The organism is Rhodoferax sp. BLA1, from assembly GCF_013416775.1.
GTDB lineage: Bacteria > Pseudomonadota > Gammaproteobacteria > Burkholderiales > Burkholderiaceae_C > Rhodoferax.
The window spans coordinates 402514-422369 of the sequence record NZ_SZVI01000001.1 but is presented as its reverse complement, the minus strand read 5'-3'; the positions used below and the strand labels follow the sequence as shown (position 1 = coordinate 422369).

General features: G+C 61.5%; 18 protein-coding genes. 12 read left to right on the top strand and 6 right to left on the bottom strand.

Going from position 1 to position 19856, the window contains the following annotated elements; all coding sequences use genetic code 11:
- Positions 1–27: 27 nt before the first annotated feature.
- A complete protein-coding gene (locus FDG13_RS02075; RefSeq protein ID WP_180125138.1) occupies positions 28–567 on the bottom strand; it encodes a hypothetical protein in 540 nt (179 codons plus the stop codon).
- 242 nt (positions 568–809) lie between these two features.
- On the opposite strand from FDG13_RS02075, the gene FDG13_RS02070 reads away from it, so the two are divergent.
- Both FDG13_RS02070 and FDG13_RS02065 read left to right on the top strand, forming a co-directional pair.
- The gene (locus FDG13_RS02070; RefSeq protein WP_370528138.1) at positions 810–1391 is read left to right on the top strand and encodes a tetratricopeptide repeat protein; all 582 of its coding nucleotides are present in this window, start codon (positions 810–812) and stop codon (positions 1389–1391) included.
- A gap of 57 nt (positions 1392–1448) precedes the next feature.
- Positions 1449–2288, top strand: coding sequence for a hypothetical protein (locus tag FDG13_RS02065; RefSeq protein WP_078365234.1), 840 nt, complete (start codon positions 1449–1451; stop codon positions 2286–2288).
- A 24-nt stretch (positions 2289–2312) separates the two neighbouring features.
- Here FDG13_RS02065 and tgt read toward each other — a convergent pair whose 3' ends face one another.
- On the bottom strand, positions 2313–3518 hold the full coding sequence (tgt, locus tag FDG13_RS02060) for a tRNA guanosine(34) transglycosylase Tgt (RefSeq protein WP_180125137.1): 1206 nt from the start codon (positions 3516–3518) through the stop codon (positions 2313–2315).
- 152 nt (positions 3519–3670) lie between these two features.
- Here tgt and FDG13_RS02055 point away from each other — a divergent pair, with 152 nt between their 5' ends.
- Positions 3671–5905, top strand: coding sequence for an esterase-like activity of phytase family protein (locus tag FDG13_RS02055; protein WP_180125136.1), 2235 nt, complete (start codon positions 3671–3673; stop codon positions 5903–5905).
- On the opposite strand, the gene queA is transcribed toward FDG13_RS02055, so the two are convergent.
- Complete coding sequence (queA, locus tag FDG13_RS02050; protein ID WP_180125135.1) at positions 5902–6984, bottom strand: tRNA preQ1(34) S-adenosylmethionine ribosyltransferase-isomerase QueA; 1083 nt, start codon at positions 6982–6984, stop codon at positions 5902–5904. The genes FDG13_RS02055 and queA overlap by 4 nt on opposite strands.
- Positions 6985–7168: 184 nt before the next feature.
- Between queA and FDG13_RS02045 the strand changes: the two genes are divergently transcribed.
- Complete coding sequence (locus tag FDG13_RS02045; RefSeq protein WP_180125134.1) at positions 7169–7825, top strand: OmpA family protein; 657 nt, start codon at positions 7169–7171, stop codon at positions 7823–7825.
- A gap of 46 nt (positions 7826–7871) precedes the next feature.
- Here the strand turns inward: FDG13_RS02045 and FDG13_RS02040 are convergent, their stop codons facing one another.
- On the bottom strand, positions 7872–8609 hold the full coding sequence (locus tag FDG13_RS02040; protein WP_180125133.1) for a Crp/Fnr family transcriptional regulator: 738 nt from the start codon (positions 8607–8609) through the stop codon (positions 7872–7874).
- Positions 8610–8857: 248 nt separating this feature from the next.
- Here FDG13_RS02040 and FDG13_RS02035 point away from each other — a divergent pair, with 248 nt between their 5' ends.
- A complete protein-coding gene (locus FDG13_RS02035) occupies positions 8858–9244 on the top strand; it encodes a response regulator (protein WP_180125132.1) in 387 nt (128 codons plus the stop codon).
- Between the two features lie 7 nt (positions 9245–9251).
- Here the strand turns inward: FDG13_RS02035 and FDG13_RS02030 are convergent, their stop codons facing one another.
- The gene (locus FDG13_RS02030; protein WP_180125131.1) at positions 9252–9890 is read right to left on the bottom strand and encodes a response regulator transcription factor; all 639 of its coding nucleotides are present in this window, start codon (positions 9888–9890) and stop codon (positions 9252–9254) included.
- 125 nt (positions 9891–10015) lie between these two features.
- Between FDG13_RS02030 and FDG13_RS02025 the strand changes: the two genes are divergently transcribed.
- The 7 genes from FDG13_RS02025 (at position 10016) to FDG13_RS01995 (ending at position 18470) form a co-directional block, all read left to right on the top strand.
- Entirely contained in the window at positions 10016–11431 is a 1416-nt protein-coding gene (locus FDG13_RS02025; RefSeq protein ID WP_180125130.1) for a CHASE3 domain-containing protein, read from the top strand.
- 260 nt (positions 11432–11691) lie between these two features.
- Entirely contained in the window at positions 11692–12801 is a 1110-nt protein-coding gene (locus FDG13_RS02020; protein ID WP_180125129.1) for an acyltransferase, read from the top strand.
- Between the two features lie 78 nt (positions 12802–12879).
- Positions 12880–15153, top strand: a complete 2274-nt coding sequence (gene recG / locus FDG13_RS02015; protein WP_180125128.1) for an ATP-dependent DNA helicase RecG — start codon at positions 12880–12882, stop codon at positions 15151–15153.
- 65 nt (positions 15154–15218) lie between these two features.
- The gene (locus tag FDG13_RS02010) at positions 15219–16172 is read left to right on the top strand and encodes a LysR substrate-binding domain-containing protein (protein ID WP_180125127.1); all 954 of its coding nucleotides are present in this window, start codon (positions 15219–15221) and stop codon (positions 16170–16172) included.
- Between the two features lie 41 nt (positions 16173–16213).
- Complete coding sequence (locus FDG13_RS02005) at positions 16214–17116, top strand: Dyp-type peroxidase (protein ID WP_180125126.1); 903 nt, start codon at positions 16214–16216, stop codon at positions 17114–17116.
- A gap of 10 nt (positions 17117–17126) precedes the next feature.
- Positions 17127–17993 (top strand): 4-hydroxybenzoate octaprenyltransferase, encoded by an 867-nt coding sequence (gene ubiA, locus FDG13_RS02000; RefSeq protein WP_370528137.1) that lies wholly within the window; start codon positions 17127–17129, stop codon positions 17991–17993.
- A 96-nt stretch (positions 17994–18089) separates the two neighbouring features.
- The gene (locus tag FDG13_RS01995; protein WP_180125124.1) at positions 18090–18470 is read left to right on the top strand and encodes a diacylglycerol kinase; all 381 of its coding nucleotides are present in this window, start codon (positions 18090–18092) and stop codon (positions 18468–18470) included.
- A 143-nt stretch (positions 18471–18613) separates the two neighbouring features.
- On the opposite strand, the gene proC is transcribed toward FDG13_RS01995, so the two are convergent.
- Positions 18614–19429 (bottom strand): pyrroline-5-carboxylate reductase, encoded by an 816-nt coding sequence (gene proC / locus FDG13_RS01990; RefSeq protein WP_180125123.1) that lies wholly within the window; start codon positions 19427–19429, stop codon positions 18614–18616.
- Between the last annotated feature and the right edge of the window lie 427 nt (positions 19430–19856).

Genomic DNA, 19856 nt, shown 5'->3' with positions numbered 1-19856 from the left:
TTTCTGACGCTTGCAGAAAACCTATGTTCAGTCCGGCGCCCATCCTCTTTTGAGATGTTGCCAGCGCCGCTGGACGTGGCGCTTGATCACCCGGCCCAGCCGCCAGAGCCAGCTCAGCCTTACCTTTGCCAGCAACGCATTTTTCCAGACCGTCCAGCGCGTGAAGCTCCGGGCAAACCAGGGCAGTTGCATCAGCGCAGGCTGGGTCAGCGTGAACAGCCGGGCCACGATGGCGGTGCCCAGCACTTTGGCGCCCAGGATGACCAGGGTGCCCAGCACCAGCTTGCCCCGGCTGATCGTCCACAGCGCCAGCAGTTTCACCGGCAGCAGCATCAGGGTGGGCACCAGAAACAGCGCCAGAGCCGCGTAGGGCGGCAGCGTGGTGATGCGCCGCTCCAGCCAGCGCAAGCCCGGCAACTGGCCAACCCAGGCCAGCGCCCGCTGCAGCGGCTCCCAACCCCATTCCTCAAACAGGATCAGCAGCGCCAGCAGGCCACCCAACAGCGTTTTGAGCAGGCGAGACAGCAACGAAGCGAGGCGGGAGGGTGAGGGCGGTGTTGTGCGCATGGCCACTTTGTACCTGGAAAGAGAAGTGGCAACCCCTGGGCGGGTATGTGCCCACAGTGGTTCTGGGTTGTGGAGACGATGTCATGCTGACGCCGATGGCACGGCTTTGACAACAGCTCAGCTGTCGGTCAAGACCAACAGTCAGTCGCAAAAGTGGCCGGGTTTGTGCCAATTTTGGATTGCATGTGGTTGAATCTTTGCTGGCTTAGCCAGCCCCATACGTTTGATTGAAGGGAGACTGCTTGATGAGGTTTTTGTTGTTTGGTTTGTTGCTGATGGTTGGCGCCGCCAGCGCACAAACGCCTGAATCGACGATTCGCATTTGTGACAACACCGGATGCTCGGACCGACCGCGCGATAGCGCCACCTTTGACCCTTTGCGCGACGACAACCCGGAGGAAACGCGCCGCCTGGCAGCGCTGACCGACATCGCCAGCAAAGACCCACGCGCCGCTTATGACTTGGCGCTGCGCTACTTTCGCGGTGACGGTGTGCGACGAGACAGCTATCAGGGGCTGCAGTGGATGCGTGACGCGGGTGAGCGGGGTGTGCCTGCGGCCTGGTTGGCACTGGGTCGTTTGTATCTGATGGGGCTGGAGGAGATGGGCTCTGACCCGGCCGAGGCCGAAAAATGGCTGTCACTTGCCGCCGAGCGGGGTAACAAAGAAGCCCGCAAGTTGCTGTCACAAGCGCGTACCGCCCAAAAGTCCGAACAGGAGGCGTATCAGCAACGTGAAGCTGACCGCAAAGCATGGTCTGGCTGGTGGGGCAGCGCTTACACCTACCACTGGTTCTGGTCCCCGAATGGCTGGTATTACCGTTGAGCCACCGATAATCCGAAGCGCCCTTTATCCAACTACCTTGAGAGAAAGTCGATCCATATGAACAAGTCCTCGTCCTCCCTGCGTTTGACCGCATTGGCTGCTTTGCTGGCTTTGGCCGGCTGTGTCACACCCGGTGGTACCGTGACCACGGGTGCCGAAGCCTCATCCAGCACCACGGCCGTCAAAGGCGCAGCAGCTGGCGGCACCAGCGTGGGGGCCGATCCCAGTCTGGAGCGCTGCGATGCGCCGCTGGGCACCTTGGCGGTGGACGATGGTCGCGGCAAGGAGTGGTTCGCCAGCTTTGGCGCAGCCACCCAGGTCACCACCATTGAGCCGCTGCTGCGCCTGGCTGTGCAGCAGTCGAACTGTTTTGTGATCACCTCCATTGGCAACAACAAGACTGAGAGCAAGATTTCGTCGATCACCGACAAGCAGCGCAACTCGGGTGAGTTCCGTGCCGGTTCGAAGCAGCAAAAAGGTCAGCGTGTGGCGGCTGACTACTACCTGGAGCCAGCCATCATCATCGACAACGACTCCACTGGCAAACTGGCTGGCTCCCTGGGCGGTATGTTGGGTGGAACCTTCGGCGCCATTGCGGGTTCGATGGAAAGCAAGGCTTCGGTGGTGACGATGACGATGTTTGACATCCGCTCGGGTGTGCAGATTGCCATTTCACAAGGCAATGCCACCGCCACCAACTTTGGTGCGGCCCTGGGCGCGTTTGGCGGTGGTGCGGCGGGCGGGCTGAGCGGTTTCTCCCGCACACCGGCTGGCAAGGCCACGGTGGCTGCGTTTGTGGATGCCTACAACAGCATGGTGATCTCGTTGCGCAACTACAAGGCGCAAGAAGTTAAGGGCGGCCTAGGCAAGGGCGGTGTGCTCAAGGTCGGGAAATAAACACAAGCACACACATCCTGAACCTCACACCCCGCGCGCTCGGTCTGCCTTGAATTGGGCGCGGAAGGCGCCAAAGGTGCCACTCTCCAGCGATGCGCGGATCTCGCTCATCAGGTTCAGGTAGTAGTGCAGGTTGTGGATGCTCGAGAGCATTGGGCTGAGCATTTCGGCGCAGCGGTCCAGGTGGTGCAGGTAGGCGCGGCTGAAGCCACCGCTCACTGTGCCGTCGGGTCGGGTCTGGCCCTTGCAGGCGTAACAGGTGCAGGTGGCGTCCAGCGGGCCGTGGTCGGTTTTGTGGCGGGCGTTGCGGATTTTGAGGTCGCCATAACGCGTGAATAACGTGCCGTTGCGCGCGTTGCGGGTCGGCATGACGCAGTCGAACATGTCCACGCCTTGGGCCACACCTTCGACCAGGTCTTCCGGTGTGCCAACACCCATCAGGTAACGCGGTTTGTTGGTCGGCAGGCGGTGTGGGCTGTGTGCCATGATGCGCAGCATCTCGTCCTTGGGTTCGCCCACGCTGACACCGCCCACGGCGTAACCTGGGAAGTTCATTGCCACCAGGGCTTCCAGTGACTCCTGGCGCAGGTGCTCGAACATGCCGCCCTGCACAATGCCAAATAAAGCGTTGGGGTTCTCCAGCCGGGCAAATTCGTCCTGGCTGCGTTTGGCCCAGCGCAGGCTCATTTCCATGCTGGTGCGGGCTTCGCGCTCAGTGGTGATCTGGCCCTTGGTTTTGGGCTCCACCGACAGATATGGGGTGCATTCGTCAAGCTGCATCACGATGTCGGAGTTCAGCGTGGTCTGGATCTGCATCGACACTTCGGGCGACATGAACAGTTTGTCGCCGTTGACCGGGCTGGAGAAGTGCACCCCTTGTTCGGTGATCTTGCGCATGGCGCCCAGGCTCCAGACCTGGAAACCGCCCGAGTCGGTCAGGATCGGTTTGTTCCAGCGCTCAAAACCGTGTAGGCCGCCGAAACTCTTCATCACGTCTTGGCCCGGGCGCATCCACAGGTGGAAGGTGTTGCCCAGGATGATTTGTGCGCCCATGTCTTCCAGGCTGGATGGCATCACACCTTTGACGGTGCCGTAGGTGCCCACGGGCATGAAGATCGGCGTTTGCACCACGCCGTGGTTGAGGGTCAGGGTGCCACGGCGCGCGTGGGAGCCCGCGTAGCCAGTTTCAGCGTTGGCGGGGTCGGTATGGAGCAGGTCGAATGTGAGCATGGGGCTATTGTCTTTGATCGTGGCATCGTCGCGTGCCGGGTGCAGGTTCGCGGGCCAGTGTCACCAAATCGTCACGTGATCGACATAGGATTTTCTCTTGAGCAGGTGGCAGCAGGCGCTGTCTCACCTGCCTTCTACTTTAGGAAAACCCCATGCCACGTTCACGTTCCCTGATCCAGGTTGCCCTGGTGCTGGCTTGCGCACAAGCCCTGATGCCCGTTCTGGCACAACCCGCCGCCACGACGGGTAGCTATTTCAACCGCGTGGCCACTTTCGAGGCCTACCGCAATGTGCCCGAAGGCCGCGCCGTCAGCAAAAAATCGGTGGCTGAAATTGTGGCCGCCAGTGCCGATGGCCGTTGGCTGGCCTACACCGATGCCGAACAGCAGGGGATTGGTTTTATTGACATCAGCAAGCCGTCTCAGCCCAAACCAGCAGGTTTTGTGCCGGTGGAGGGTGAGCCGACCTCGGTGGTATTTGCCCACGGCAAGGTCCTGGCTGTGGTGAGCAGTACGCGCCAGTTTGACCAGCCCGAAGGTCATCTGGCGGTGTTGGACTTTGCCAGCCGCAAGCTGGTGGCCCAATGCCCGCTGCGCGGCCAGCCCGATTCGATTGCCCTGGATGCTGGGGCCAAACATGCGGTGATCGTGATCGAGAACGAACGTGATGAAAAGCGCAACAAGGGCGCCATTCCCCAGCTGCCCGGTGGCAACCTGAGCATCGTGCCCTTGGATGCCAAAGGTTTGCCGGATTGCACACGGCTGCACCCGGTGTCGCTGGCAGGCCTGGCCGAGATTGCGCCGACGGACCCGGAGCCCGAATTTGTCAAGGTCAATCGCCAGGGGGTGGCTGTGGTGTCCTTGCAAGAGAACAACCACCTGGTGCTGGTGGACGTGGCCAAACGGGCGGTGCTTAAACATTTCTCTGCGGGCACGGTGAACCTCAAAGAGGTCGACACCAAGCGTGATGGCAACATCCAACCAACTGACTCCCTGACCGGTGTGCTGCGTGAACCCGATGCGGTGGCGTGGTTGGATGACAAACGTTTTGTCACCGCCAACGAAGGGGATTACAAGGGTGGCTCGCGCAGCTTTTCCATCTTTAACACCGACGGCACACTGGCCTGGGACAGCGGCAACTTCCTGGACCATGAGGCGATCCGCCTGGGCCACTATCCGGAGGCACGCTCTGGCGCCAAGGGCAATGAGCCCGAGAGTGTGGAGGTGGGTATGTTTGGCAAGGAGCGTCTGATTTTTGTGGGTTCGGAACGATCCTCACTGGTCACGGTGTGGCGTGATCGGGGCGCTGGCCAGTCACCGCAGTACCTGCAGGCCTTGCCCGCTGGCAGTGGCCCCGAAGGTGTGCTGGCCATCCCGCAACGCAATCTGCTGGTGGTGGCCAGTGAAAACGACGGTGCGGCCCGTGCCAGTGTGATGATTTACCAGCGTGGCGCCGAGCTGCCTGCCTATCCCACGCTGATGTCGAGCGACAGCGCCAGCGGCACACCGATTCCTTGGGGTGCGCTGTCTGGCTTCTCAGCCGATCGCCAGAAAGCAGGGCGTTTGTGGGCGGTGACCGACAGTGCTTATGCCACAACACGCATCCTGCAGATCGACGCCAGTTTCAGCCCGGCACTGGTCACCGCTGCGATCAGCGTGACCAAGGATGGCAAACCGGTGGGTTTTGACGGTGAAGGCATCGCGCGGCGTGCCGACGGCGGTTTCTGGATCGCCTCCGAGGGTGACCCTGACAAGAAGTCAGGTCCTCTCAAAGACATGCTGGTCCGGGTCAATGCCAAGGGTGAAGTGCAGGAAGAAATCAGCTTGCCCGAGAGCCTGAGCCGCCACGCCGTGCGGTTTGGCTTGGAAGGGGTCACCACCACCGGTGAAGGTGCACAGGAGCAGGTGTGGCTGGCGGTACAGCGGGAGTGGAAGGACGACCCCAAGGGGATGGTGAAGATTCTGCGCTACACCCCGGCCACCCAGACCTGGGGTGTACTGCATTACCCGCTCGATAACACGGCGGTGGCCGGTGGCTGGGTCGGGTTGTCGGAGATCACGGCCGTGGGGAACGACACCTTTGTGGTGATCGAGCGTGACAACCAGTTTGGCGACCAGTCCCTCAAAACACTCAAAGCCTTCTCGGTGACCGGGTTGCAACCTGCTGCGCCTGGCGACAGCAAGGTGCCGGTGGTGCACAAGCGCCTGGTGCGTGATCTGGTGCCCGATTTGCAAAAGCAGCACGGCCATGTGCTCGACAAGGTCGAGAGTTTTGCGGTGGACGTAACCGGTCAGGCGTTTGCCGTGACCGACAACGACGGTGTGGAGGGTGGCGCCAGTGGTGAAACGCAGTTCCTGCGTTTGGGCCAGTTGCCTGGTTTGCGTTAAGGCTGGCGGGTCAGCAGCATGGCGTCGCCATAACTGAAAAAGCGGTACTTTTCCTGGATGGCGTGGGCGTACAGCGCCATGATGTGCTCATAACCCGCAAAGGCGCTCACCAACATCATCAGGCTGGACTTGGGCAGGTGGAAGTTGGTGACCAGTGCGTCGACCAGCTTGAACTCAAAACCCGGGGTGATGAAGATGCGGGTGTCGCCAGTGCTGGTGCCCGACTGCGCCCAGGACTCCAGCGTGCGCACGGTGGTGGTGCCCACCGCCACGATGCGACCACCACGGGCCCGGCAATCGGTGATCGCCTGCTGGGTGGCCGCAGGCACCTCGTACCACTCGCTGTGCATCTGGTGTTCGGACAGGTTCTCGGTCTTGACCGGTTGAAACGTGCCGGCGCCCACATGCAGCGTGACCTGGGCGCGTTGCACACCCATGGCGTCAATCTGCGCCAGCAAGGCCTCGTCAAAATGCAGGGCCGCCGTGGGTGCGGCCACCGCCCCCGGGTTTTTGGCGAACACCGTCTGGTAACGCCGGGCGTCCTCTTCCGAGTCGGTGTGGGTGATGTAGGGCGGCAAAGGCACATGACCATGGCGGCTCATCAGGGTGTAGGGGTCGTCACCCGCGTCGTTGGACAACACAAAGCGGAACAGCGCGCCTTGTTCATCTGGCCAGCGGCCCAGCAGCGTGGCGCTCAGGTGGTCCTGGCTGCCGGGTGCACTCACCAGGGCCACGGTGGTGCCCACCTCGGGTTTTTTGCTGACCCGCATGTGGGCGGCCACCTGGTTGCCACCCAACACCCGCTCCACCAGCAGTTCGAGCTTGCCGCCAGTGGGTTTTTCGCCAAACAGGCGGGCGTTCATGACCTGGGTGTCGTTGAAGACCATCAGGTCGCCGGGTTGCAGCAACGCCGGTAAATCCCTGAAAACACGGTCTACCGGGCTGGCGCCGCGGCCGTCCAGCAGGCGCGAGCCGCTGCGCTCGGGCGCCGGATGTTGGGCAATCAGCTCGGGCGGCAGCTGGAAATCAAAGTCACTGAGGGTGAAGCTGCGCGGGGCGCTTGGGGAGGGTGTGTTCATGGTGCTTGAGGGGCGGACAGGCCCCGTGCCAAGTAGATCAACCCGCCATTCTCGCAGGCCCGCTGTCACCAGGCTCCGCGCTGTCTGTATATCGGGGATTTGCTGGCGCTGTGTGCGCTGGCGCACGGCAAGTTGCCACCTGTGGGTGATATAAGTTTTGTTTTCGAACTCACAAGGAATCACCATGACCTCATTTACATCTCCTGCCCGTCTGGCCACCACCGGTCTGTGCGCCTTTGCTTTGCTGGCCAGTGGCTGCGCCAACATGTCTGATACACAACGTGGCACGGCCATTGGCGCCGGTGTGGGCGTGTTGGCAGGCGCCGCCGTTGGTGACAGCAAAAAGTCCGCAGCCATTGGTGCCGGCCTGGGCGCTTTGGGTGGTTACATCTGGTCGAACCAGATGGCGAAGAAAAAAGCCGCCATGGAGCAGGCCACCGCCGGTACAGGTGTGGCAGTGACCCAAACGGACGACAACCAGCTCAAACTCAACATCCCTAGCGATATCTCGTTTGACACCGGGCGCGCCAACATCAAGTCCAATCTGCAGCCTATCCTGGACCAGTTTGCACAGGGCCTGTCGAGTCAGCCCAACACCGAGATCCGCATCATTGGTCACACCGACAGCACCGGCTCGGACGCCATCAACAACCCGCTGTCGATCAACCGTGCGGTCAGCGCACGTGAGTACTTGGCATCGCGTGGTGTGGATGCGCGCCGCATCCAGATCGATGGCCGGGGTTCGCGTGAACCGATTGCGGACAACAACTCCGAGGCGGGCCGTGCCAAAAACCGCCGTATCGAGATCTTCCTGGCCGAACGCGCGACCGCTGCACGTTAAGGACGAATCTGACAAAAGCGCGGGCCGCTGTGGCCCGCGCTTTTTTTTATGCTGCCAGTGGCAAGGACAGAGGCATCGTGCTTTGGTATTGTTTCTTGGCTGCGGCATAACACTCGCAGGCCCCACGTTCCAACCGTTGCCGATCCAGCACCATGACGTGACCTCGGCGGTAACGGATCACACCACTGAGCTGCAGTTTGTGCGCCGCAGCGGTGATGCTTTCACGCCGCACCCCCAGCAGGTTGGAGAATTGTTCATGGGTCATGGTCAACTCGCGTTGGGTTGACCGGTCCAGACCAATCAGCAGGCGTCGGCAGAACTTCTGTTCGACCGAATGGAAGTGGTTACACACCGCCATTTGCGCCATTTGTGCCACCTGGGCATGGGCGTAGCGCAGCAGAAGAGGCAAGGCCGGGCCGCCTTGCGATAACTCGTGTCGCACCGCATGTGCGTTCAAGCGGTAACCGTGCCCGGTACTTTGCACCACAGCTTGGGTGGCCGTGGTGCTTGCGCCCATCAGTGCATCGATGCCAATGACACCGTCGTTGCCCAGCGCGCCAATCTCGGTGGATGCGCCGTCGCGTGTGATGTACAGCAAGGACACGATGGCCGTGGTCGGAAAGTACACGTACGCCGGGGTGGTGCCAGATGTGTACAAGGATTTGTCCAGAGGCAGGTCGACGAACTCGAGTTGGTTACGCCAGCGAGTCCACACCGACTCGGGCAACGCAGCCAAGAAGTGGTTTTGCTGTGGATCGCCAGTGGGGCGTGAGGGGATGTGCATCGTGCTCTCCTGGTGGTTGGTGTCGGTTTGGATGATGCCCACCGACCTGTTTCCGGGCTATCAGCCACCACCCCCAAGCGCTGTGGGCCTTGTCCTACAAAGTGACTGGACCGGCCCCTTCTTGCAACGACCTCATTCGCACAAATTGCGGCTCTGTCCTACAGCTTTCGGGCTGGTTTTCCGATATCCTGAATGTCACAAACCAGCCCGTTGGCCGGTTGTTTTGTCAAACGAGAGGTCGTTTTTTTGTGAGCTTGCGCATTTTTCTCGTTGAAGACAGCTTGACGATCCGTGTCAGTTTGATGGACATGCTGACGGACCTTGCGGATGCCTGTCTGGTGGGTGTTGCGGAGCAACAGGCCGATGCGACTCAGTGGCTGAGCGAACACCCTGACGGATGGGACGTGGCTATCGTGGACATTTTTCTCAAGCGTGGATCAGGTCTGCCTGTACTCAGTGCCTGCGCTGGGCGCTCACCCAAACAGCGGGTGCTGGTGTTGTCCAACTACGCCACGTCTGAGATGCGTGCACAGGCTTTGCGTTTGGGGGTGGATCGTGTGTTTGACAAGTCGCAAGACGTCGATGCGCTGATCGACTACTGCCGTCAAGTGGGTCAAGATGTGAAGCTGCCCTGAGCCGCCCTCAATCCAGCAGCCCGTTTTTCAGGGCGTAGTAGGTCAGATCACTGTTCGAGGCCAAGCCCATTTTCTCCAGGATGCGGGTGCGGTAGGTGCTGACGGTCTTGGCGCTCAGGAACAAGGACTGGGCAATATCCCCCACGGTTTCACCTTTGGCCAGGCGCAACAACACCTGCAGCTCGCGCGCGGACAGTTGCTCATGCGCTGCTGCGTCGTTTGGCCGGTTCAGCTGGCCTGCCAGCAGATCAGCAATCTGGGGCGTGATGTAGCGGTTGCCACCCGCAATACGGCGTACCGCCGTCAAGACGTCTTCGGGTTCGCATTGTTTGTTGAGGTACCCACTGACGCCACGGCGTAACAAGGACACGGCGTAGTGTTCCTCGGGGTAACCGCTCAAGATCAGGATACCCAAATCGGGCGCGTGCGCTTGGATCCGGGCCAACACGTCCATGCCCGACTGTTTGGGCATGGAGATGTCCAGGATCAAGACATCGAGCTGGTGTTGACGCACCACGTCCAGCGCCTGTGCGCCATCACTGGCTTCGGCGACAACTTCAATGTCGGGCTGGTCCGTGAAGAAACCTCGCAGACCGCTGCGCACCAAAGCATGGTCGTCGATGATGGCAATTTTGATGTTTGTCATGATGCGGTAGGGGGCCAATTATGATGGCGGCGCAGCTCAAGTCCGTAGCGCCCTGCGGTCAAGCGCAATTTGCATCAGGGCTGGCAGTGAGACGAATGATGCGTACATACGGGAATTGGTTCAGTGTGATTGACAGTGTCCGCCAACACGGTTGGACTAAAGTGGCCCGCAAGTGGTTGTCCAAGCAACCCGTGATTCTGGGCTTGGCGGTGATGGTCGCTGTATTGTTGATCGTAGCGAATGAACTCAATTTTGATGCCGCCAGTGAAGCCTCTCACAACAATGCTGTTGTCGCTGAGCGACAGACCAGGATCTACGATGTGCAGCGCCTGTTGCTGGATGCCGAAACCGGGCAACGGGGTTACATGCTCACCGGCGACCCGAGTTATTTGCAGCCGTATACCCAAGCCGTGACTGCGGTCGAGGCATCGCTCAACAACCTGCGCGCGCTGGTCATGACGAATGGCCGAATGATGGCTGAGTTCGCTGTGTTGTCGCGCGCCATTTCGCGCAAATTGGCAGAACTGGAGCTCACGATCCAGCTGCGCCAGTCCGGCGCTGAACACGAACCCTGGCAGACCGTGATGGAAACCGGACTGGGGCGGCAGTATATGAACGCCGTGCGTGCGGCCTCGGATGCGTTGCTGAAGTCGGCTTCCCAAGATTTGACACGGCAAACCAGCAAGCTCCAGCAAAGTTTGCAGGCATCGCGCCTGAGCTTCTTGATCTCGGCGCTTTTTTGTTTGCTGGCGTTTGGCCTGTATTTACGCGGCTCGACCAAGTTGCACGAGGCCTCGCAAAAGCGTGCCCAAGATCTGCAGCATGAAAAAGCCAAACTGCAAGGCTTGGTGGCACTGCGTACCGCTGAGCTGGAGCGGCTGGCCAACCATCTGATCAATGTGCAGGAACGTGAGCGCGAGCGACTGGCACGGGAACTACATGACGAGCTGGGCTCCTTGCTCACGGCGGCCAAGTTCGATGTGGCGCGTGTCAAATCCAGGTTGCCAGCTGACCCACCCGACCTGCACGAGCGACTGAGCCACCTGACAAGCACACTCAATGCCGGCATCGCCATCAAGCGAAAAATCATCGAGGATTTGCGCCCCTCGTCTTTGTCCAACCTGGGCTTGTCCGCTGCGCTGGAGATTTTGGCGCAGGAGTTCAGAGCCAACACGCAGTTGACGGTGGAAACCAGTGTGGATGAGGTTGAGTTGGACGAGGGGCAACAACTGGGGGTGTACCGTCTGGTGCAAGAGGCCTTCACCAACATTGCCAAACATGCCCAAGCCACGCGGGTGCAGGTGTTGGTCAAAAACTACTGGAACCATATTGAGGTGGTGGTGAGCGACGATGGTGTCGGTTTTGACGCAGGGCAAACCAAAAACGCGAGCCATGGTTTGTCGGGCATGCGCCAGCGCATGCATGCGCTGCAAGGTCGGCTGGAACTCAACTCTGCCGTTGGCCACGGGACCACCATCAAGGCCATCTTGCCGCTGGGGTTGCCCGCTGTTGCGGAAGTGGCGTCTCATCCGGTTGCTTGAATGCCGTCACAGGAGGGGCTCAGCAGGTCGAGGCTGAGGGGGCTGCCTGGTCCAGGCCAGGTTGTTCATCAAGTAAAGTAGACCCTTTTGCGAAGGTGCTTGCCGAGCTTGGGTCGGCCATGGGTCAGAGGACGTGCTGCCAGTGTTGAGTGGTGTTGTGCGCGCCGTTGTGCTTGGTGGCTCGCGGCTCAGTTTGGTCCAGGTCGGCCACGCTGCTTTGGCCATGCGCACCGTTCGCAAGCAGCCTCTTTCCCCATCACATGTCTTCACTTCTTACCCTCGCCCGCCCGGCGCCGCGCCAGCGTCTGCCCTTGGTGGACGCGTTCAAAGCGGTCGCCTCACAGTTGATCGTCCTGCATCACCTGGCCTTTTATGGCCCGCTGTCCGATGGCGCCTATCTGCTGGCCCCCGATCTGGTGGCCTGGTTCAGCCAGGACGCCCGTATGGCGGTGCAGGTGTTCCTGGTGATTGCCGGTTTTCTGGCAGCGCGCAGCTTGGCGCCCGAGGCGGTGCTGGTCACTGCCAAGCCCTTGACCCAGCTATGGCAGCGTTATGTGCGGGTGGCCTTGCCCTACATCGCCGCGCTGCTGGTGGCCATCGCCTGCACCCAACTGGCCGGCCACTGGATGCAGCACGACTCCTTGCCCGACCCGCCCACACTCTGGCAGTTTGTCAGCCATGTGTTGCTGCTGCAGAGTGTGCTGGACGTGGATGCGCTCTCAGCCGGGGTCTGGTATGTGGCGATTGATTTCCAGTTGTTTGCCCTGTTGTTGTTGTTACTCTGGGCCGCCCGACGCTGGTCTGACGGACCGTCCACGCGGCGGCGTCGTTTGGCCCGGGCGTTGGTGTGGGGGCTGGGGCTGGCCTCCTTGTTCTATTTCAACCGCGATGCCGATTGGGACAACTGGGCGGTCTATTTTTTTGGTGCCTATGGTCTGGGGGCTTTGGCGTACTGGTTCAGCCAACTGCCCTCGGGGCGGGCGCGGCGCTGGCGCATGTGGGCGCTGGTGCTGTTGACGCTGCTGGCGCTGGTGGTTGACTTCCGCACACGTATTGCCTTGGCGCTCACGGTGGCCGTGGTGCTGGCTTGGTCCTTGCGCAAGGGTTGGCTCTACAGCTGGCCACGCAGCCCGGTGCTGGCCTACCTGGGCAAAATTTCTTACTCGGTGTTTTTGCTGAATTTCCCGGTGGCGCTGGTGGTCAACGCCTGGTTCACACGGTATGGCTCGGACGATGTCTGGGTGCAGTCGGCGGGGGTGCTGGTGGCCTGGCTGGCCTGTAATCTGGCGGGGGCGGCTTTTTACCATCTGGTGGAGCAAAAACTCAGTCGGCTGGGGCGGCCCAGAGCGCCGCAGACTTTGTCAGCCTGAGTCGGTTGCGCGCTCAGGCTGTATCCCCGTGAGAGGACGAGGCCACAGCGCCACCTGCAGCGCGTGCAAAATCGGCACATGCCCAAGCCGTCCGCCACCTCTGCCGCCGCGCAGCCGACCAAGCCGCTGAGCGGCCCGCAGAAAGCCCTGCGCAAGCTGGGTTTGGATCGGCCGATTGACCTGGCACTGCATCTGCCGCTGCGTTACGAGGACGAGACCCGCCTGGTCAAGCTGCGCGATGTACGTGAGGGTGAGCAGGCCCAGGTGGAAGGCACGGTGCGCCACTGCGAGGTCCGGATCTCCGGTAGCCGCCAGCTGCTGGTCACGCTGGACGACGGCACCGGCACCTGTCTGCTGCGCTTTTTCACCTTTTACCCCTCGCAACAAAAGGCCCTGGCGGTGGGCAACCAGATCCGGGTGCGTGGTGAAATCCGGGGTGGTTTTGCCGGGCTGACGATGATGCACCCAACGTTCAAGCCCGCTGGTGGGCCACTGGCCACCGCGTTGACGCCGGTGTACCCGACGGTGGCCGGTTTGTCCCAGGCCTACCTGCGTCGGGCCGTGGACGCCGGGCTGGCGCGTGCCGAGTTGGTCGACACCATTCCCCCGGTGTATTTGAGTCAAATTGGCCTGCAGCCCAAGTGGAATATGCGCCAATCGCTCTCATTTTTGCACCATCCGACGCCGGATGTGACGCTGGCCGCGCTGCAGGACCACAGCCACCCGGCTTGGCAGAGGCTCAAGGCCGAGGAGTTGCTGGCGCAGCAGCTCTCGCAATTGCAGGCTAAACGCGAGCGCGCGGTCTTGCGCGCACCCGCGCTGACAACGGACGATGCGCTTACTTTGTCATCGCTCCTGCAGGGCGAAGACAGCGGCCACCCCGCGCGCCAGCCGCTGTATGAGCGCCTGCTGGCGACCTTGCCGTTTGCGCTGACCGGCGCCCAGCGCCGCGTCTGCGAAGAAATCACCCACGACCTGCACCAGACCATGCCCATGCACCGCCTGTTGCAAGGTGACGTGGGTTCCGGCAAAACCGTGGTGGCGGCATTGGCGGCCGCGGTGTGTATCGACGCCGGTTGGCAGTGTGCGCTGATGGCGCCCACCGAAATTTTGGCGACACAACACTTTGCCAAACTGGTCGGCTGGCTGCATCCGCTGGGCATCACCGTGGCCTGGCTCACCGGCAGCCAGAAGGCCAAAGAGCGGCGCGAGATGCTGGCGCTGATTGCCAGTGGCCAGGCGCAGCTGGTGGTGGGCACCCACGCGATCATCCAAGACAAGGTGCAATTCCACCGGCTGGCGCTGGCCATCATCGACGAGCAGCACCGCTTTGGGGTGGCCCAGCGCCTGGCCCTGCGTGGCAAGATGACCAACGACGGCGATGCTGCGGTATTCAGCCAGGGACACCGTGGAACCGGCTTTGCCGGGCCACAGGGTGTCGCCCCCTCGAGAGGGGAGGCGGCTACAAGCGATATTGGCGTCGGCCAATATCGGGGTAGTGAGCAAGCAACGGGGGGGGAACCTCATTTATTAATGATGACGGCTACGCCGATTCCGCGCACGCTGGCCATGAGTTATTACGCCGATCTGGATGTGTCCACGATTGACGAGCTGCCGCCCGGACGCACACCGATCATCACCAAGGTGGTCAACGACGCCCGCCGCGATGAGGTGGTGGCACGCATCCGGGCCCAGATTGCCGAGGGGCGGCAAATCTACTGGGTTTGCCCGCTGATCGAAGAAAGTGAGGCGCTGGACCTGCGCAACGCCACCGAGACCCATGCCCAGCTCAGCGCCGCGCTGCCCGGGGTGATGGTGGGCCTGCTGCATTCGCGCATGCCGGTGGCCGAGAAGCGGGCGGTGATGAGCCTGTTCACCGGTGGCCAGATGGGTGTGCTGGTCAGCACCACGGTGATCGAGGTCGGGGTGGATGTGCCCAATGCCAGCCTGATGGTGATCGAACATGCCGAGCGTTTCGGCCTGAGCCAATTGCACCAGCTGCGCGGCCGGGTCGGGCGCGGTGCGGCAGCATCCGCCTGTGTGCTGCTGTATTCCACCGGGGATGCACCGCGCCTGAGTGAAACCGCGCGTGAGCGGCTGCGCGCCATGGCCGAGAGCAACGACGGCTTCGAGATCGCCCGGCGCGACCTCGAGATCCGTGGCCCGGGCGAATTCATGGGTGCGCGCCAGTCGGGTGCGGCGCTCTTACGATTTGCCGATGTGGTGGCTGACGCGGGCCTGTTGGCCTGGGCGCGCGAGCTGGCACCCCTGATGCTGGACCAGCACCCGGCGCTGGCCCAGCAGCATGTGTTGCGTTGGCTCGGTGGCAAGGCCGAGTTTCTGAAGGCTTGATGGGTGCTTGCCGCCTCTTGATCCAGCCCCAAAGCAAGCCACCATTCTGATAAGACAATAGCCCCATGACCCTGACTGAACTCAAATACATCGTGGCGGTGGCGCGTGAGCGGCATTTTGGCAAAGCCGCCGAGGCCTGTTATGTGTCGCAGCCGACCCTGTCGGTGGCAGTGAAGAAGCTCGAAGAAGAACTGGATGTGAAGCTGTTTGAGCGCAGCGCCAACGAGGTGTCGGTTACCGCGCTGGGTGAGGCCATCGTGCGCCAGGCGCAAAGTGTGCTGGAGCAGGCTGCGGCCATCAAGGAGATCGCCAAACGTGGCAAAAACCCGCTGGCCGGGGCGCTGACCCTGGGGGTGATCTACACCATCAGCCCCTATTTGTTGCCTGCGCTGGTGCGCCAGGTGATCGAGCACACGCCCGAGATGCCGCTGATGCTGCAGGAGAATTTCACCGTCAAGCTGCTGGAGATGCTGCGCACCGGCGAGATTGACTGTGCCATTCTGGCTGAGCCCTTTCCCGACGCCGGGCTGGCGCTGGCGCCGCTGTATGACGAGCCGTTCATGGCGGCGGTGCCCACCCACCATCCGCTCGCCAGCCAGGCCAGTGTGACCAGTGAGCAGCTCAAAAACGAGACCATGCTGCTGCTGGGCGCGGGCCATTGTTTCCGCGACCATGTGCTGGAGGTGTGCCCCGAGTTCGCACGGTTTTCGGCCAATGCCGAGGGCATCCGCAAAAGTTTTGAGGGTTCGTCGCTGGAAACCATCAAACACATGGTGGCCGCTGGCATGGGCGTCACCCTGGTGCCACGCTTGAGTGTTCCCAAGGAGGCGCTGGAGCCCAGCTCCAAACGCAAACGCGATGAGGAGCCGTTCATTAAATACCTGCCCTTTGCCGGTGACCCGCCCACCCGCCGGGTGGTGCTGGCTTGGCGCCGCAGTTTCACCCGCTACGAGGCAATTGCCGCACTGCGCAACGCCATCTATGCGTGCGAATTGCCCGGTGTTCGCCGTCTTTCCTGAGCTAATAGCTATCAATATTGAATCAATCTGGAGTGGAGTTCATGGTCGAGTGTCAACCAGCGGTGCTGGCAGAGGTTCCCAAGTTGGGGCGGTATGTGTTTTTTTCGGTGGCGTCGGTGTCGGTCGATCTGGTGCGCAGTGCCCTGACCCGGCTGGCCGCGCTGGCCAACGGTACGCAGGTGCTGGTCGGTCTGGGGCCGGAGCTGGTGCAGTTGTTGGGCGCCGAGGTGCCGGGGCTGCGCGGGTTCACCGCTTTGTCCGGCCCGGGCGTGTTTGTGCCAGCCACGCCCAGCGCCCTGTGTTGCTGGCTGCGTGGTGACGACTTGGGCGACCTGATGCACCTGACCCGCCGTCTGCAGCAGGCGCTGGCACCGGGTTTGACGCTTGATCAGGTGATCGATGGTTTTCGCCACGGGCGGGGGCCACAAGGCCACGGGCTGGATCTGACGGGTTATGAAGACGGCCTGGAAAACCCGGTGGACGATGCAGCACTAGAGGCGGCATTGGTACAGGGCGCTGGGCCAGGGCTCGATGGCAGCAGTTTTATGGTGGTGCAGCAATGGCGGCACAACCTGGATGCCTTTGAGGCGATGAGCCCCGAGCAGCAGGACCACACCGTGGGCCGCCGTCGCAGCGACAGTGAGGAGCTGGATGACGCCCCCGAATCTGCCCACGTCAAACGCACGGCGCAAGAGAGTTTCACCCCCGAGGCTTTCGTGTTGCGCCGCTCCATGCCCTGGGTGCAGGGTGAGCAGGCTGGGCTGGTGTTTGTGGCGTTTGGCCGTTCGTTTGATGCGTTTGAGGTTCAGATGCGGCGCATGGCGGGGCTGGATGATGGTCTGGTGGATGCCATGTTTGTTATTTCACGTCCCGTTACCGGCGCCCATTTCTGGTGTCCGCCGATGTTGGGTGGCCGTCTGGATTTGCGGCAAGTGGGTTTGTGAGGGGCGCAGCGTGAGTGTCTGGCAGAAGAAATTGGGCTTGTATCTGGATCTGATCCGCTGGAGCCGCCCGGCCGGCTGGCTGCTGCTGCTGTGGCCCACACTGGGGGCCTTGTGGGTGGCGGCGGGCGGTTTTCCGGGCTGGCATTTGCTGGCCGTGTTTGTGCTGGGCACGGTGCTGATGCGCAGCGCGGGTTGTTGTGTCAACGACGTGGCCGACCGCGAGTTTGACCGCCACGTCAAACGCACGGCGCAGCGCCCGGTGACCAGTGGGGTGCTCTCGGTCAAAGAGGCACTGGGCGTGGGGGCGGTGCTGGCGCTGCTGTCGTTTGCTCTGGTGTTGACCACCAACCGCATCACGGTGCTGCTGTCATTTGCGGCGCTGGCGGTGACGCTGATCTACCCCTTTGCCAAGCGTTGGGTGTCGATGCCACAGGCCGTGCTGGGGCTGGCGTTCAGCATGGGCATTCCGATGGCCTTTGCCGCAGTGCAGGGTGCGGTGCCGCCGCTGGCCTGGTGGTTGATGCTGGGCAACCTGTTCTGGGTGTTGGCTTATGACACCGAATACGCCATGGTCGACCGCGACGATGACTTGAAGATTGGCATCAAAACCTCGGCCATCACCCTGGGGCGCCTGGATGTGCCGGCGGTGCTGCTGTTTTACCTGTTATTCATAGGAATTTGGCATGTAGCCCTTATGCATAAAGGGCTGGGTGCTATTTATTTGGTGGCAATGGGTGTGGCCCTGGTGCAAGTTGCCTGGCATTACAGCCTGATCCGCCACCGAAGCCGTGAGGGGTGTTTCAAGGCTTTTCGGCTCAACCATTGGCTGGGGTTTGCGGTGTTTGCTGGTATTGCGGCTGGCTACGCCGTGTCATGACGCCGCATGCTCCCCACGTCGCCGGGTCTCACCTGGCGGTTCAGGTCCAAGTTGTTGGCCTGATTCAAAACCACATCACAAGCTTCTGGAGTGTCTATGTCAGACAGTGAAAAGAGCCCATTCAAGGGCAAAACGGGCTTGAGCCGTATCGTGAACGCCGCGACCTATTCCCTCCAAGGGCTACAAGCCGCCTGGGCCGACGAGGCAGCCTTTCGGCAGGTGTGCCTGTTGGCGCTGGTCGGCTTGGTGCTGATGGCCTGGCTGCCCCTGTCAGCCCATGACCGGGTCTTGATTGTGTTTGCCCATGTGTTCAGTATCGTGGTGGAGCTCATCAATTCGGCCATCGAAGCTGCTGTGGATCACACCTCGCTCAAAGTTCACCCGATGGCCAAGCGCGCCAAGGACTTGGGCAGCGCCGCCCAGCTGGTCAGCCTGCTCAACATGGCGGCCATCTGGCTGATTGTGCTGCTGGGGTGAGCCCCAAACGGCTGGGTGCGGCGGCGGCGCAGGGTGGAGAGGGCAGCGCAAGCTGTTTCAGCCACAAACAGCTTGCGCTTGCCGTAGTCCTTCGGCAGCCGAGGCACTGTGATTTCGGGCGCCTAGTCAGTGCGAGCCCCGTTTTATGCGGTGCCGAATTCGGCGCCCAGTTTTTTGGCGCGTTCGCGGGCGGCGTACATGGCATCAATGAACAGGGCGCGCACGTCGTTGTCTTCCATGCTGGAAATGGCTGCAAACGTGGTGCCCCCCTTGGAGGTGACACGTTGGCGCAGCACCTGGGGGCTGTCTGCCGAGGTTTGGGCCAGATCGCTGGCACCGGCAAACGTGGCGACTGCCAGGTGCTCGGCCTGTTCCCGGCTCAGCCCCATCTCGGTGCCCGCCATGGTCATGGCTTCCATGAAATAGAACACATAGGCCGGACCGGAACCGGACAGGGCGGTGACCACGTCGAGTTTGTCTTCGGTATCCAGCCAGAGAAACTCACCTGTGTTTGCCATCACCCGTTCCACTTGGGCACGGTCTTCCGCGCTGGCGCCCGCGCGGGCAAACAGCCCGCTGATGCCTTTGCCAATCAGCGCGGGTGTATTGGGCATGGCACGCACCACGCGCTGGGTACCCAGCCAGGCGGCCATGCTGTCCGTGGGGATGCCCGCAGCCACGCTCAGATGCAAGGCGTTGCCGGTGAAAGGGCCAGCCGCCACGGCGGCGTCCTTGAACGCCTGGGGTTTGATCGCCCACACCACGAGGGAAGCTGTGGCCAGACTCGGGTTGGCCTGAGCCTGGGCGGTGATGCCAAAACTGTCGCTGAGTTGCTGACGCGCTTCCTCTGACGGCTCAACCACGTCGATGTTTTGCGGTGAAACGCCCTGTTTGATCAGTCCGCCGATGATGGCGCTGGCCATGTTGCCGCCACCGATAAATGCAATGCGCTCGCTCATAAATATAGGCGGTGACAGGACCGCTGCTTGATTGTGGAAAACAACGAGTCTAATCAATTGGGCTTACACATTTCCTTCGGAGTTGGGGTGGGCAAGACGCTTGAAAACGGATCGGTTTTGGGCCAGCCGTCAAGTCGGAAGAAGACCGTAGCTCATCTGCGAGGTTGAATGCAAGTTGTCTCCCGCGTGCCCCTGTGCTGATCTGTCGCTGCTTGGGGGGCGACTTGACTTCGTCGCATCCAGAAGCCCGGGTTATGTGCAAAAGAGCCACCGCGTGCGGGATGTCGTGAGATGTTGTGGATGACTTTGCCAAGGCTTTTTGTTGTAACTTGCAAAAAAGTTTTGACTGACTGAACTTTTCAATGCATAATACGTGGCTTCGCTTGAAAAAGCATGAAGTGTCTGCCCAAAGCTGACGGTGTGAGTG